The organism is Lactobacillus helveticus (assembly GCF_046109915.1).
Lineage (GTDB): Bacteria > Bacillota > Bacilli > Lactobacillales > Lactobacillaceae > Lactobacillus > Lactobacillus helveticus.
This window is the reverse complement of the sequence record NZ_CP151471.1, coordinates 1431695-1446822: the sequence shown is the minus strand read 5'-3', so window position 1 is coordinate 1446822 and position 15128 is coordinate 1431695. Positions and strand designations below refer to the sequence as shown.

The window sequence follows — 15128 nt, the reverse complement described above, 5'->3', positions numbered from 1 at the left end:
TTCGTGGTGTAATTGTTTTTATTGCTTACCTTAGATAAGAAGGGAGTTTTTCTTTGGGTAAACGAGATTCAAATACAGCATTCTTGGGACAGCCAAAGGGCTTGTCCACTTTATTCTTCACTGAAATGTGGGAGCGTTTCAGTTACTACGGCATGCGGGCTATCTTATTATTCTACATGTATTACGCAGTTACCAAAGGTGGTTTGGGGATGTCTCAAACTACTGCTGCTTCAATCATGTCGATCTATGGTTCGCTTGTTTATTTATCAACACTAGTTGGAGGCTGGCTTTCTGACAGAGTATGGGGCTCTAGAAAAACAGTCTTCTACGGCGGTGTGCTTATTATGTTGGGACACATCGTTTTGGCTTTGCCAGCTGGTGTAACGGCGCTATACAGTTCGATTGCTTTAATCGTTGTAGGTACTGGATTATTAAAGCCGAACGTATCCGATATGGTTGGTGGTCTTTATTCTGTTGAAGATCGCCGTCGTGACGCTGGTTTCAGTATTTTTGTTTTCGGGATTAACTTAGGCTCATTTATTGCTCCATGGCTTGTACCATGGGTAGCTCAGGGCTTCGGTTTCCATATTTTTGGTAGCCAATTGAACTTCCATGCAGGATTCTCATTAGCTGCAGTTGGTATGTTCTTTGGTTTAGTACAATATGTACTTGGTGGTAAAAAATACTTATCAACTGAAAGTCTGACACCTAATGATCCTATTGATAAAGGCGATTTGCTTAATGTGATCAAGTGGGTTGTCATTATTATCATCGCAATTGTTGCAATTTTAGCCGCTATGGCAGGAGTAGGGCAATTAAGCGTTGATAATGTAATTACCTTATTAACTATTTTGGCGATTGCATTGCCAATCTACTACTTCGTGATGATGCTTCGCAGCTCAAAGGTTACTAAGATTGAACGCTCAAGAGTGAAGGCATACATTCCATTATTCTTCGCCGCAGCTATTTTCTGGGGAATAGAAGAATCAGGTTCAGTTGTTTTGGCATTATTTGCGGAACAAAGAACTGTTTTACATATTGGTGGTTGGCATTTTACTGCAGCTAACTTCCAGTCGCTTAATCCATTGTTCATCATGATTTTGACGCCAGTGTTTGTATGGCTGTGGGAACACTGGAAAAAGCAGCCAACTGCACCAGGTAAGTTTGCGGCAGGTCTTGTGTTTGCTGGCCTTTCATATATGTGGATGGCACTTCCAGGGATGCTCTATGGTACAAGCGGCAGAGTAAGTCCATTCTGGCTAGTGGGGTCATGGTTTATTGTTGAAATTGCGGAAATGTTGATTTCACCAATTGGTTTATCAATTACAACCAAGCTTGCGCCAAATGCATTCCGCTCACAGATGATGAGTATGTGGTTCATGGCTGATGCAACGGGGCAGGCAATTAACGCTCAAATCGTTAAGTTCTATTCATCTGGCACAGAAGTACAATACTTCATGGCTGTTGGGCTAGTTAGTGTTGTATTTAGTGTAATTATGTTTGTTTTAGTTAAGAAAATTAACGTCTTAATGGAAGGCGTACATTAGAATATGAAAAATGACGTGGGAATAATCTCACGTCATTTTTAAAATCTGCGTAAATAAATGCTATAGACTACTAATAAAACACCAAAGATTAAGAAGATAATTGCTAAACTGCGTTGCCATTTAGCCTCATTAGTTTTAGTATTATCTTTTTTGGCGTTATTATTCTTAATACTTACACATCTTAAATATGAAATTGCTGCCATAACTAAGCAAATGATTCCGATAATTAACATAAAAACCTCTCAAAAATCTATATCTTTATGTATAATTTTACGCAAAAAAATAATGCCATTCAAATTTGAATAGCATTATTTTTCATTTCTTAGTAAACAATTACTGCATCATTAGTAGAAACATTGCTCCATACGCTTCTAATTTCGGCAGGACGAATATTTACGCATCCGTGTGAGCCACCGCGTAGATAAGCAGTTTTGCTCCAGTCATTTCTCCAGCTGGCATCGTGCAAGCCGCAACCACTTAAAGTAAATGGCATCCAATATTGAACTTTAGATGCATATTTAGAACCATCATCATTAAATCCACGTAAAACGCTTGGTGATTCCTTGTACATGATGTACCAAACGCCTTTTGGAGTTTGATTGCCTTTGCCGCCTTCAAGGGTACCGGTAACTACATCGTTTAAGTGAACAACAACGCGTCCTTTGCGAACGACCCATAATTCTTGGTTTTTAATTGAAACAACAACGTAGTTATTTCCGATACCGTTGTTGCTCTTGCCATAACCATGCGCATAAGTGCTGTAGCCATCGCCATAAATGTACTTGCTACCATCAAGTTCAGTAGTTCCATCGATAAAGGCCTTTTCTACAGCAGCTTTTGCTTTCTTAAGATAAATGCCCCAGCCGTAGCTTTCATTAGTTACGGTAATGGTTTTGCCCTTAGCTTTGTTACCAACAGGAACCATGAATTTGTAGCTCTTTTTCAAAGTTTGAACTTCTTTGTTGATATCGTGAAGCTTATTGGTCAAATTTTTAACATCAGTGAAATTATATTTGCCATCTTTATAGGTGACTTCACCAATTAAATCTTCAGCCTTTAATGTGTATTTTTTACCAGCAATGTTATAAGTTACAGAAGCTTTTGGCATCTTCTTCAGTTTTTCTTTTGCTTCACTTAAATCTTTAGAATTATAAGTGTATTTTTGATTGTTGATTAAATCGGTATGCTGCTTATCGAAATATTCTTTAACTGTTTGTTTATCAATGGTTTGAATATTTGCATCCCGTTCAGAAATTATTTTTTTATTTCTTAAAAAGATGACATTATCAGCTTTTTCATTAATCTTTGTCATGGCCTTATTAACTGTCAACTTGCCGACTTTAACGCCATAGATTGTAACATTGGGATTGAAATGAGTAGAAGCAAAGGTACGCTCACGTTGTTCAGCTTCTACTTTTTTATTATGGAAAAATACGCCACCAATAATTGCAATTATAATAATTACGCCGATAATTATTAAATAGAGATTATTGCGATTATTATGTTTTCTTAGTTCTGTTCTAGATTGCATTTTATCAATTACCTATCTCATTAGATTTTCGAATAAGTGTTTGTTTTGAAACAGTATAGCACTATTTTTATCCTAGCAAAGTTACTATTGTATTATGTTTCTAGGATAACATACGTTATCAATTTTAACAGATTTCGAGGGATAATATGAATAATAATCCACTTGTTTTTCAAATAAAAATTATGGCCCGCATTCAGGCGGCTCTTTAATTCACCTACATATGCAAATCGTAGGTTTTGAGCATGAGGATGGGTATGAACTACACCGGCACTGAAGTGCCGGGTTTCTGGGAACACTGAGTAGTGTTTAGGATCTTACATTGAACTAGTCAAATACCTAACTCACAGAACTCAGCTTGTTACCATGGCCAGTCCCTGACCAGTTGGCGTTGCTTTATGCAGGATATTAACTGCCGCATTAATATCTCGGTCATGCTTGGTTTGACACTTAGGGCAAATCCATTCACGAATCTCTAATGGCTTAGCGCCACTGTTATAGCCACATTTTGAACAAATTCTGGAAGTGTTCTTGGGATCAACTGCAATTAGTTTCTTGCCATACCATTCGCATTTGTATTCTAGCATTTGTCTAAACATTCGCCATGAAGCATTGGCAATTGACTTAGCCAAATGATGATTTTTCTGAAGATTCTTGGTTTTCAAATCTTCAATCGCAATTACATCATATTGCTTAACTAAATGCGTAGTTAGTTTATGCAGATAATCTCTGCGCTGATTAGCTGCTTTAGCTTGGTATTTGGCTTTTGACTTTTGCGCTTTTTGCCAATTAGTGAAACTCTCTAAACTTCTAGGACAAAGCACCCTTTTATTCTTATTTTGTAAAACTAGTAATTTAACTAAATGTCTACGTCGAGAATACTTTTTCTGCCAAATTTTAGCTTTCATTTCAAAATAAGAGCTATTAAAACTAGGATATTTTAGCCCATTAGACAGAATTGCTAAATCAGCTACGCCAACATCAATTCCAACTCGTTTGCCGGTTAAGCTGTACTTCTCTGGTTCAGATATTTCTACCTGTAGAGACAAATAATATTTTCCTGTTGGTTCAAGCAGAACAGTGTAGCGCTTAATCTTAGTGTTTTGCAAAACTCCAGTCTTGCTGGTTTTGACATAGCCTAATTTAGGAATCTTCAAGTACCTTTTACCTGCAGTTTTTATGATTGACTTGCCTGTATAAGACTTTTTCAGATACTTGCGTGAATGAAAACGAGGCTTGCCAATTTGACCAGTTTTATCTTGAAAGAAGTTCTTCCAAGATTGAGTTAGGAATTCATTAACTACCTGCAGGCTTGAAGAATCGCTGTTTTTCAAAAAAGGATATTCTTTTTTAAGCGGCTTAAGCAGATAATTCAGCTTGAACTTGCCTAAAAAAGGCAAAGCTTTATTATTCTGATAGCGCTCATTCATCATGGCCAGCATTTAATTCCAAACAAAGCGATCATTGCCAAACATCTGCTCAAGCTGGTTTTGTTGTATTCTATTAGGATAGAGTCTTAATTTGATCCCTTTTAGCACATTTGTTCCCTCCTTTCTTTTTAAGATTATATCAAACATATGTTTAAGAAAGAAGGAGGAAACAAGCAAAAAAACTAAAAAAGGCCGGATTCATCACGGGATTAAAATCCCGTGTTTTCTCCGGCAATTAATCAATAAATATATTCACCCTAATAATTTTGAAGGCGAAACGCTTTTTGATGAAAATGGGGTAGAGGTCAATATTGCTGAACATCCAGTGCAAGGATATACGGAATTGAATATCAACCTTTTGAATAAAGATAGCATTGATTTGTGGGCTGATTGGATTCAAAGCGGTGCAAAATATTTGCTTAATATCATGTATAACGGCAGATGTGATTCATATAATTTATTTTTCTATCCTCGTGAAGATGGCGGCATTTGTGCTAAGTATATTACCCGTTTTGAGGCACCACCATATTTTGTAGGCTATAAATTATCTCAGGTAAATGATGAGATCACTTTGGACAAAGAAGCGCATCGCTTTAGAGAGTTTTATGATAATGGATCAAAGATTGACTAAAAAAGCCTTCTCGCAATGAGAAGGTTTTTCGTTAGAATTCAGTATGAATAATGTCATCTTCTGGACGATGTGCTTGGATACGCAAGACTTGCCAAGCCAAATCACTTTCTGGTTCAGTGAGATTGATAGTTAATTTACTATCTTTAAAAGCAAAATCTAGGTCGGCTCTGTGATCGATCCATTCAACGCGGTTAGGTTCTTGAGTTAAACCAGATACCACGATTTTTTCAGGAAGTGGGCGCTTTACAAAAACATATTTTTGGTAATCTGCATGCCGATTTTCTAAAATAAAACCATTGTCTGTTTCAAGATTGCTGTGTTTACCTTCATTTAAGGCATGACCAAATAAGTGCATCCAAGAGTTAATGGTATCAGGCAATTTTTGAGTAGCATCATCAAATTTGCCATCGGTTACAGGGATGTTAATGATAGTATTTTTACCATTTTGGCGGTTATTGACGATTGTATCAATTACATCATCACCGTTTAAATCGATGCCATCTGCTTTGTCAGCTAGAAAAATGGTGTATTTACTGCAGGCTTTTTCAAAATCATCTTTTTGAGCATTGGTCATGACAGCACGTGCACCAATGTTTCTAGCAGTTTTAACTAAAAAGTCTGCATCCGCATTTCCGTTAATTTTAAAATTTAAGACAATTGCAAAATCAGGATTCATCGTTTTTCCTCCTTATTAATTACTAGTTAAGTTTAACCTAAAGAAGTGAAATCTAAAAATGAAAATTATTATTGCACCCGCAAAAATTATGAAAATTGATCGCGATTTTTTTCCAGTTCAGTCTAAGCCTGAATTTTTAGACAAGACTAGGATTCTAGAAGAATTCCTAAAATCTCGTTCTGAAGACCAACTAATTGAGTTATGGCATGCCAGTAAAAAAGTAACAGAGCAAAGCATTGAGCAACTGAAAAATATGAATTTAGATAAGCGGTTAACTCCAGCAATTTTGGCTTTTTTAGGCATTCAATACCAATATATGGCACCGGATTTGTTTACTCAGCCAGCGCTTGATTATATTCAAAAAAATCTGCGCATTTTATCTGGCTTTTACGGGATGCTTAGACCTTTTGATGGTGTTTGCCCATATCGTTTAGAACTCAATACCAAAATGAAGGGCTTTATTGATTATAGCTTGTATCATTTTTGGAATGATCAAATTGCTGAAAGTCTGTTTAAAGAAGATGATACAGTCATTAATCTGGCTTCCAAGCAATATATGCGCTTAGTCAAACCTTATTTAAACGAAAATCGAAAAATGATCACCATCGATTTTCAAGAATTGAAAAATGATCAATGGAAAACCGTAGGTGTTCATGCCAAGATGGCACGTGGTGAAATGGTGCGTTTTATTGCCGAAAATCAAATAAAAAATCCCGCAGAATTGCAAGATTTTCATGATTTTGAATTTCAATATTCACCTGAAGCTAGTTCTCTCGACCATTATGTCTTTAGAACTCATTTTGATTTTAAACGTCATTAAAACGCAGGTTTTAAAAATTGCGCAGTTAAATCGGCTGCCATGTCTTTGTACTCACCACTGAATCTATGATCAGCATTTGGGATCATATGCAGTTCACTGTTTTCGTAAACTTCATCGTATTTCTTGGCGTATTTTGGATCAACAACTTGGTCATTAGTACCGGCGATTACAGAAACTGGTCTAGTGAAACGTTGTGATACTTCATAAATTGGTAAAACTTGTGCGGTTCTTAAATAAAAGCCACCAAGCTTCATCCCTAATTTATTGCCCACGAGTGGTACGACATCAGGAATATGATTTGGATCATAAGTTGCGCCCTGAGTATTGCCTCTTAATGCGTCGTCTTTTAATTGAGCAGCAGGAGCTAAAAGTACAACTTTTTTAACAACGTCAGGATAAAGACCTGCAAGCATTGATGCCACTACGCCACCTTGAGAATGTCCCACTAAGAAGATGTCTCGAACGTGTGGATCAGTACGTACATAGTCTAAAATTGCTTTACCATCGGCGATCTCATTGCAGACAGTCATGTCTTCAAATTTACCGTCGCTTTCGCCATGCCCATTAAAATCAAAACGAACGCTGGCAACATTTTCATCGCGTAAATCATCAGCAATTTGTCTTAATAAATCTGTATTTCTATTAGCAGTGAAACCATGCATAATAATTGCCATGTCATAGATTTCACCAAATGGTTCTTCACGGTCACCTACTAGGGTTAAACTGTCTCTTTCAATCGTAATGCGGGACATAAACATTCTTCTTTCTAAATTGGTCTACTATTATTGTAAACTTTTTCAGGCAGAATATAGTAGAAAAGAAATTAAGAAATTGGAAAGATTGTGCGATTACGCGTAAAATTGATTCGTTAATTAAATCATGCGAGGTATTAATGATGGAAATAGTTTTTATTCGTCATGGTCAAACAGATGTTAATAAGGATAATCGTCTTCAAGGTGCACATGTTGATGCAGAATTGAATGATTACGGCCGCGCTTATGCTAAAAAAGCTGCAGCTAACTTTGATGAAAATAAGTTTGACGTAGTATATTCCAGTCCAATGAAACGAGCAGTAGAGACTGCTAAGATTTTTACTAAGGGAAAGAAAAAGATTAATCTTGATGATCGCCTGCTTGAATTTGATTTTGGCGACTGGGATGGCAAGAAGATGGATGATATTGTTAAGGAATATCCAGATGTTGTTGATCCTTGGGAAAAGATCGATCGTGACTATATTAAATATGCCAAAAATGGTGAAAGCTACGAAGATTTTGATAAGCGATGCGGTGACTTTTTAGATGAAATGTACCAAAAGTATCCTGATAAAAAGGTGTTAGTAGTAGCTCACGGCCGCTTGATTCGAATGATAGCTGCTCACTACTTAACTAATGGCGACATGGATAAAATTGATACGATGAATAACTGTGCTTTAGCAAAATTTAGCGTTAAGAAGAAGATTGCACGAATGATCTTCTACAATCGGCTACTTGCTTAATGAAAAGCGAGCAGCTTTTTTTATGTATATGTATTGACAATGCGTCACAAAAGAATAATATAGTAATTGATTAGTGACGAAACGGCAGTGTGTTGAAAGAGAGGATAAAAATGGTTAAAGCAACATTTAAAAATTTACCTTCCGCTAAACGCCAACGAATCGAAAAGGTTTTGTTAGAAGAGTTTAGTAGCTATCCTTTAGCAGATGCTAAGGTTTCCCATATAGTAAAAAAAGCAGATATTGCACGTGGTGCATTTTATAAGTATTTTGATGATTTAACAGATGCTTATGTCTACATGTATAACATCGCAATTGAAAATATTCATGCTAATATGAGTCCCGATGAAAAATTTGATCCAGATCATTTTTATGATCGAATTGTTAAGTTCATTGATAAAACTCAAAATAGCAAATATGAACGCATGATGAAATTGCACATGTCACAAAATGAATATCTCATCCCGGATAATTTCAAAATTTATTCAAGACAATTATTGAATATGAGTCCTGAATTGTGGAGTGCAATGGTTTTAAGTCATGAAGTAATTAATCTTTGTTTGTCAGACCCAGAAAATCAAGAGAAAAACTTGGCTCGTTACAAGAAGAGCTTATACATGATTGCAAAGGGGATGGAATAATTGTTTTTAGCACTAAAAGAAATTAAACATGAAAAGTTGCGCTATGGCTTAATTATTTTAATGATCTTTTTAATCAGTTATTTAATTTTTATGTTGTCATCACTGGCTGTAGGTTTGGCGAGTGAAAATACACAAGCAATCAATAGTTGGGGTGCTAAGAAAGTTGTCCTAAATAAAAATGCCAATATTAGTTTGAGTCAGTCTATTTTGACTAAAAAAGACTTAAAAGATGATGAGATTGGTAAAAATGAAGCATATATCGGTCAAGTGGCGGTTGTAGTTAAGTCTAAAAAACGGCCATCTGTTTCTGCGCAATTTTTAGGAATTAAAAAAGATCAATTTATTTATAAAGATCAGGACTTGGTAGCCGGTAAGCGAGGAAAAGGTAAAACAGAAATTACCGTAGATTCAAGCTTAAGAGATAAAGGCTATCGTTTAGGCGATAAAATCAGCTTAAACGGTTCAGCCAGAAAGTATAAGATCGTGGGCTTTGTTAATAACGCCAAGATCAACATCGCTCCAATTATTTATGGCTCCTTTGCCACCTGGAGAAAGTTACGGATGGTAGCGCCAAATGTGGCCGCTGCAGCAATCGTTTCGAAAAATGCTAATTATAAATACAACTATAAAGATGCAAAAACGTATCCGATTGCTACATTTATTAATAAATTGCCAGGCTATACTGCACAGAATATGACTTTCGAATTAATGATAGGTTTCTTATTTGTCATTTCTCTAATTATCATTGCGGTATTCCTATATATTTTAACCATGCAAAAAATGCATAATTTGGCTGTAATGAGAGCACAAGGAATTCCAAATAAAACCTTGGTTGGTGCGACAGTTAGTCAATCAATTATTTTAGTAGTTGTGGGCGTAGTGATTGCTCTAATATTGATGTGGATTACAGCTGCTGTTTTGCCAGCTGCCGTCCCAATGAGCTTTACCCCAGCCATTATGGTTGCTGGTACGTTAGGGATGCTTGTAATGGGCATTATTGGTAGTTTGATTCCGATTAGATCTATTTTGAAGGTTGATCCTGCAAAGGCAATTGGTGAATAAAATGGCAGTAATTGAGTTGAAAAATGTAGAAAAATTTTACGGTAAAGGCGATGCTCGAGTTGAAGCGTTAAAGGATATCAATTTTGAAGCCGATAAAAGCAAATTGGTTTTAATTATGGGACCGTCCGGTGCAGGTAAAAGTACTTTTTTAACGATTGCCGGATCGCTGCAAAAACCAACTTCAGGCCAAGTTATCGTCAATGGGGAAGATATCAGCAAGTTTTCTGATAAAAAAAGAAACAGCTTACGTTTAAATGAAATTGGTTTTATTTTACAAGCTTATAATTTAGTTCCATATCTGACTGTTCATGATCAATTTGTTTTGGTTGATAAAGTTAAAAAAGAAGGTAATTTGTCCAAAGAAGATTTAGACAAATTGCTCAAAGATTTGGGGATTACTAAATTAGTTAAAAAATATCCTAATGAATTGTCAGGCGGTCAGCAACAGCGTGTGGCAATTGCACGTGCACTTTATGCTAATCCTGCAATTTTGCTGGCTGATGAGCCTACGGCATCTCTTGATACGCAAAACGTAGAAGAGGTTGGCAAGTTGTTTAAGAAACTTGCTAAAGAACGTGAAAAAGCAATTTTGATTGTCACCCACGATCCTCGTCTTGAAAAATATGCGGATCATATTTATGAGATGACGGATGGAAAAATGAGTCAAAAGAAATAAAAAATACCTAGTTCAAACTAATGAACTAGGCTTTTTCATTTGAATTATAAGTTAGGATCCATCTTAAAACGAAGTGGTGAGTCTGCAGTTTGTTTGGTAATTAATTTAGCAGATAGTTCCTTGAAAATATCAGCGGCAGTTTTAGCCATCTTTTCATTAGCTTCGTTAACTAAGTCGACCTTCTTTGCTTGGTCAGTTTCTTTAGCTAATTTTTGATCATATTCGTAACGCAGACGAGTGGTTTTTTCTCTAGCATCGTCCTGGGCATTGCCTAAATCTGTTCCATATTTGTTCCAGTCGCGATCAGCTAGAGTGCTTGCCAGTTTAAATACCCAGTAGGCAGAATTGGTGCTGTAAGTTTCCTTGCCATATTTGTACATGGTAGGGACTTTAGTTCCTTGCGGATAAAATGGAACATAAACGCTTTGTGCAGCTACACCCATTGCTAGCCAATGAATCATATTTTCACCGTTTAATTCTAACAAGTGAGATTCTTGGGTAGTAGCAACAGAAATAGGTCTGAATGTCGCATTATTTTTGTTCTTCGGATTAGTCAAATCATAAGGCGTATTTTGGTAATGATTGCTCAATACGGCTTGTGCATCTTGAATAGAGATTGGCTTATCTGGTTTTCTAATAAATGGTAAATCAAAATCTTGCGGCTTTTGTTCAACAGATGGTGTTAACAATTTTTGTCCAATCCAAACACGTGGGGTGTTGTAATGCAAGTCGCTATCATCGTGCGTGCCAAAGATTTCGCGCCAGTTAAAGACTGCATCTTTAGGCCATAATTGATTTTGATAGACAAAGTCTTTTAAATTCTTTGAATACATAAAATCATTGCCGTCAAAGACGACTGCTTGAATGGCTAATTGATTGGCAACAACTGCATAAGAATCATCTGGAATTCTTTGGGCTACCCATTGATGCCCCGAACCGATTTCCATATACCATGCTTCGTTGGGATCACTGAATAAAATACCATCTGCTTCAGCAGCACCATGTTTTTCAACAATTTCACCTAAACGCTGTACACCTTCACGGGCAGTTTTAATATATGGCAAAACAACGGTTACCATTGCCTCTTCTAAGATGCCTTTTTCTGTATCAAAAGGATCTACTGCTAATACACGTTCATTAGCATAGGCACTTTCTGTAGCACTCATTGCTACGTGGTGTTCATTAATTCCATCTTCTTCAAAGACGCCGTACTTATCTGTCCATTCTGGCGTTGATGAATATGAAAATATAGTCTCTGGTAAGTCCATTTCAAATTTGTTATCTTTTGATTTGAAATGGTTATTTTTTACATTGTCTTGATGTGGATTGAATGCTAGATGCTTAGGCCAAGCAGTTTTTGCATCTTCATTTCGTCCGATGATCACGCTTCCTGTTAAGGAAGCTTTCTTACCAATAAGAATAGAAGTACATGATGAACGTCCAATTACATTATTCATAAAAAAATCACGCTTTCTAAATCGGAGACTGTAAAATAGTTTGTGTAAGGATGAATGATTCCTTAAATTAATTTCTTAAAATATTAGAAAAAGGAGTTCCTTTCTCGTATGATTGGTTTGAACAAAAAACACATACAGAAAGAAGAACTCCTTCATGAATGATTTTACCAAAAATATGGCTCAAGCTCTATTCAATCAAGACAAAATTAATGATTTATTGCGTAAAGAATTACAACAAGCAGTTAATGACTTGTTAGAAGCTGAATTAACTGCCTTTTTAGGTTATAATCCTTATGCAAGAGACGGCTGGAATACCGGCAATTCTAGGAACGGTGCCTACTTTCGCAAGGTGGATACGCAGTTTGGCAAAATTGAAATCCAGGTGCCACGAGACCGCAACGGCCTGTTTCATCAGCACACGCTGCCTGACTACAAGCAGCACTCCGATGTCTTGGAAAACATGATCATCAAGCTTTACTCTAAAGGTGTAACTACCAGAGAGATAGCTGATTTGATTGAAAAAATGTATGGCAGCCATTACAGCCCCGCTCAAGTATCCAATATTTCTAAGCAGATGATCCCCAAGGTAGAGGCCTATCACAAGCGTAAGCTGAGCGATAAGTTCTTCTGCGTTTATCTAGACGCTACCTACGTTCCTCTGCGCCGAGAAACTTTTGAACGTGAAGCTGTCTATATTGCCATTGGTATCAAACCTAATGGCCACAAGGAAGTTATCGACTACTGCATTGCGCCCAATGAAAACATTGAAGTCTGGACGGAGCTGCTCCAAAGCATGAAGTCTCGCGGCTTAGAGCAAGTAGAGCTTTTTCTTTCAGATGGCGTTGTGGGCATGAAGACAGCACTGGCAAAGACCTATCCTCAAGCTCATTTCCAGCGTTGCTTGGTTCATGTCATGCGTAATATCTGCGCTAAAGTACGCGTGGAGGATCGCGAGGCAATTATGAACGAATTCAAGCAGATTCACCAGCAAGCCAATAAAGCAGCTGCTGTTGATGTATTGCATGCCTTCTATGCCAAATGGGACAAGAGTTATAATCATGTCATAAGAAACCTGAAAGACATCGAGCCGGACCTGCTGGTCTTCTATAATTATCCTAAGCAGATCAGAGCTTCAATTTACTCTACCAACATGATTGAATCTTTTAACAACGTCATTAAGCGCAAGGCTAAGCCTAAAGCAGAGTTTCCGACTGAACAGTCGCTTGATACTTTTATTGGCATTCAAGCAATGAGTTACAATGACCGCTACTTCAACCGAATTCACAAAGGCTTTGGTCAGGTTCAGGACACCTTAGAATCTTACTTTGATTAAATAAAGAATAAAAAATCAATCTATGAGAAAGATCTATTTACACAAAAGATTTGACAGTTTCCTAAATCGCATTTGTAACATAATTATAATGTAATTGTATTAATTTTTATATTATATTTAAAATATGTAAAAAAAGGGGGTCTGGGCATGGCTGAAGGACCAGAAAATAAATCAATTGAGTTAACGACAGATTATGCAGATCATACTATTAATATGAAATTTTCTGATAATCTGACAGATGATCGTGAGCGAGGCTACATTCTTTCTGCAGCTTTCTTTTCATTCTGTGCTGCACAAGGGTTAGATAAACAAGCAGTTATTGAAATGGTATCCTCACATTATGATCAATTTACCGGAGATAACGGTTCATCGCTATTTAAGTGACTATAAGAAAGTGACAAAAATACAATGTTTAGACTTTCATTTGTTATTTATTGGATATATGATGTACATGAAGATAAAAATAACAAGCGTATTGAAAAGCACATGTTTAACAAATGATTGAGGTGTATTAAAATGGCAAGAAAAAAAGAAATAAGCAAAGACAAGATTTTAGATACTGCTTATAAGATGGCTATTAAAGGCGGAATTGAAGGCTTAACAGCTCGTAGTATTGCGAAGGCAGGACACTTCTCAACTCAACCTTTATATCTAGAATTCGATAATATGGGAGATCTTCGTAATCAAGTATTGAAGAGAATTTCTTCAGATTTAAGAACTCACACTTTGCACCAAAAGGTCACTGGTAAGCCTTTAATCGACTTGGATTTATCATACATTGATTTTGCACAAAAGCATGTTAACTTGTTCCGTGCAATGTTCGTTGATGGTAAGTTCGGCAGCAAGATTATTGCTGATACTTTGATGGATCTTGGAATTGAAAAGTTTAATGAACAATATCCTGACACTGGATATGATAAAGACAAGATTAATGACATTGTGATTGCTAACTGGATTTCAACTACTGGTATGGCTGCATTGGTTGTAAATGAAATTGCAAGTTTCAACCAAAACCAAATCATTAATGTTTTGAATGCTCAAATCCATGATGCTATGCTTAACGATCGTCTTAGCGAAACAGAAGAGAATCCAATGTTTGCTGCAGATGACGAAGTATCTCTTAAGGATAACTTAGCATAATATTTCATCAATCATCTGTGCTTTTTAATCTGAAAAGACACCTTACAATAGTGAGGTGTCTTTTTGCTGTTAAAAAACAGCTATTTTTGTGGTCATTAGGTTATAATTAATATATTAAAGGAATTTTCAAAAGGTGGTTTTTATGAAGGTACTCGCTTTATCTGGCTCAAATGCAGATAACTCATTTAACGAAAAATTGCTCAAAGCTATTATCAAAAATTTAGATTATAAATACGACTTCGACTTTGCAACTGTTAAGGGCTTACCAATGTTCAAAGAAGGTGTTGAGGCTCCTAAAGAAATTTTAGATTTAGGTGAAAAAGTTGGAGATGCTGACATGATCTTGATCGGTTCTCCAGAACAACAACACTCAGTTACAAGTGCCTTAAAGAGCGCTCTTGAGTGGCTTTCTAGTTCAGTTCATCCTTTCCATGACAAGCCAGTTGTAATTGTTTCAACTTCACCAATGCCTCAAGGTGCTGCCCGTTCTCAAACTCGTTTAAAGAGTATTTTAGCTGCTCCTGGTTTTAGTGCTCACGTATTTAATGGTGATGAATTCATGATGGGAATAGCACTACAACAATTTGATGAAGAAGGCAATTTGGCAGAACCAGGTACGCTTAAGTTTTTGAATCACTTCTTTGATGAAGTAGATGATTGGTATGCACAACTTACTAAGTAGGGGGCTTATTTAA

Annotated in this window: 15 protein-coding genes and 3 pseudogenes; 12 read left to right on the top strand and 6 right to left on the bottom strand. The window is 36.5% G+C overall.

What is annotated here, in order from left to right; translation table 11 throughout:
• Positions 1-53: 53 nt before the first annotated feature.
• Complete coding sequence (locus AADV52_RS07390; protein ID WP_014564268.1) at positions 54-1547, top strand: peptide MFS transporter; 1494 nt, start codon at positions 54-56, stop codon at positions 1545-1547.
• A 38-nt stretch (positions 1548-1585) separates the two neighbouring features.
• Here AADV52_RS07390 and AADV52_RS07385 read toward each other — a convergent pair whose 3' ends face one another.
• The gene (locus AADV52_RS07385; RefSeq protein ID WP_014564267.1) at positions 1586-1780 is read right to left on the bottom strand and encodes a hypothetical protein; all 195 of its coding nucleotides are present in this window, start codon (positions 1778-1780) and stop codon (positions 1586-1588) included.
• A gap of 89 nt (positions 1781-1869) precedes the next feature.
• The gene (locus AADV52_RS07380) at positions 1870-3078 is read right to left on the bottom strand and encodes a L,D-transpeptidase family protein (protein WP_014919495.1); all 1209 of its coding nucleotides are present in this window, start codon (positions 3076-3078) and stop codon (positions 1870-1872) included.
• 175 nt (positions 3079-3253) lie between these two features.
• Here AADV52_RS07380 and AADV52_RS07375 point away from each other — a divergent pair.
• Positions 3254-3337 (top strand): annotated as a pseudogene (locus tag AADV52_RS07375) (DUF4931 domain-containing protein); the annotation flags it as partial.
• 91 nt (positions 3338-3428) lie between these two features.
• Here the strand turns inward: AADV52_RS07375 and AADV52_RS07370 are convergent.
• A pseudogene (locus tag AADV52_RS07370) lies at positions 3429-4652 on the bottom strand (RNA-guided endonuclease TnpB family protein).
• A gap of 94 nt (positions 4653-4746) precedes the next feature.
• Between AADV52_RS07370 and AADV52_RS07365 the strand changes: the two are divergent.
• A pseudogene (locus tag AADV52_RS07365) lies at positions 4747-5136 on the top strand (DUF4931 domain-containing protein); the annotation flags it as partial.
• Between the two features lie 31 nt (positions 5137-5167).
• Here the strand turns inward: AADV52_RS07365 and AADV52_RS07360 are convergent.
• On the bottom strand, positions 5168-5812 hold the full coding sequence (locus AADV52_RS07360) for a hypothetical protein (protein ID WP_014919492.1): 645 nt from the start codon (positions 5810-5812) through the stop codon (positions 5168-5170).
• Between the two features lie 58 nt (positions 5813-5870).
• On the opposite strand from AADV52_RS07360, the gene yaaA reads away from it, so the two are divergent.
• On the top strand, positions 5871-6632 hold the full coding sequence (gene yaaA / locus AADV52_RS07355) for a peroxide stress protein YaaA (protein WP_014919491.1): 762 nt from the start codon (positions 5871-5873) through the stop codon (positions 6630-6632).
• On the opposite strand, the gene AADV52_RS07350 is transcribed toward yaaA, so the two are convergent.
• The gene (locus tag AADV52_RS07350) at positions 6629-7384 is read right to left on the bottom strand and encodes an alpha/beta hydrolase (RefSeq protein WP_014919490.1); all 756 of its coding nucleotides are present in this window, start codon (positions 7382-7384) and stop codon (positions 6629-6631) included. The genes yaaA and AADV52_RS07350 overlap by 4 nt on opposite strands.
• A gap of 143 nt (positions 7385-7527) precedes the next feature.
• Here AADV52_RS07350 and AADV52_RS07345 point away from each other — a divergent pair, with 143 nt between their 5' ends.
• The 4 genes from AADV52_RS07345 to AADV52_RS07330 all read left to right on the top strand — a co-directional run bounded on the left by AADV52_RS07345 (position 7528) and on the right by AADV52_RS07330 (position 10503).
• Positions 7528-8127 carry a histidine phosphatase family protein gene (locus AADV52_RS07345; RefSeq protein WP_014919489.1) on the top strand — a complete coding sequence of 200 codons (600 nt, stop codon included), beginning with the start codon at positions 7528-7530 and terminating at the stop codon, positions 8125-8127.
• A gap of 110 nt (positions 8128-8237) precedes the next feature.
• Positions 8238-8765, top strand: a complete 528-nt coding sequence (locus AADV52_RS07340; RefSeq protein WP_014919488.1) for a TetR/AcrR family transcriptional regulator — start codon at positions 8238-8240, stop codon at positions 8763-8765.
• The gene (locus AADV52_RS07335) at positions 8766-9827 is read left to right on the top strand and encodes an ABC transporter permease (RefSeq protein WP_014919487.1); all 1062 of its coding nucleotides are present in this window, start codon (positions 8766-8768) and stop codon (positions 9825-9827) included.
• 1 nt (position 9828) lies between these two features.
• Positions 9829-10503 carry an ABC transporter ATP-binding protein gene (locus tag AADV52_RS07330; RefSeq protein WP_014919486.1) on the top strand — a complete coding sequence of 225 codons (675 nt, stop codon included), beginning with the start codon at positions 9829-9831 and terminating at the stop codon, positions 10501-10503.
• A gap of 44 nt (positions 10504-10547) precedes the next feature.
• Here AADV52_RS07330 and AADV52_RS07325 read toward each other — a convergent pair whose 3' ends face one another.
• The gene (locus tag AADV52_RS07325; RefSeq protein WP_014919485.1) at positions 10548-11960 is read right to left on the bottom strand and encodes a C69 family dipeptidase; all 1413 of its coding nucleotides are present in this window, start codon (positions 11958-11960) and stop codon (positions 10548-10550) included.
• Between the two features lie 154 nt (positions 11961-12114).
• On the opposite strand from AADV52_RS07325, the gene AADV52_RS07320 reads away from it, so the two are divergent.
• The 4 genes from AADV52_RS07320 (at position 12115) to AADV52_RS07305 (ending at position 15115) form a co-directional block, all read left to right on the top strand.
• On the top strand, positions 12115-13293 hold the full coding sequence (locus tag AADV52_RS07320) for an IS256-like element IS1201 family transposase (protein ID WP_126096198.1): 1179 nt from the start codon (positions 12115-12117) through the stop codon (positions 13291-13293).
• A gap of 147 nt (positions 13294-13440) precedes the next feature.
• Positions 13441-13677, top strand: coding sequence for a hypothetical protein (locus AADV52_RS07315; protein WP_014919481.1), 237 nt, complete (start codon positions 13441-13443; stop codon positions 13675-13677).
• A 132-nt stretch (positions 13678-13809) separates the two neighbouring features.
• Positions 13810-14433: a TetR/AcrR family transcriptional regulator gene (locus tag AADV52_RS07310; protein ID WP_014919480.1), complete on the top strand. Its 624-nt coding sequence runs from the start codon at positions 13810-13812 to the stop codon at positions 14431-14433.
• A 142-nt stretch (positions 14434-14575) separates the two neighbouring features.
• The gene (locus AADV52_RS07305; RefSeq protein ID WP_014919479.1) at positions 14576-15115 is read left to right on the top strand and encodes an NADPH-dependent FMN reductase; all 540 of its coding nucleotides are present in this window, start codon (positions 14576-14578) and stop codon (positions 15113-15115) included.
• The last annotated feature ends 13 nt before the right edge of the window (positions 15116-15128 follow it).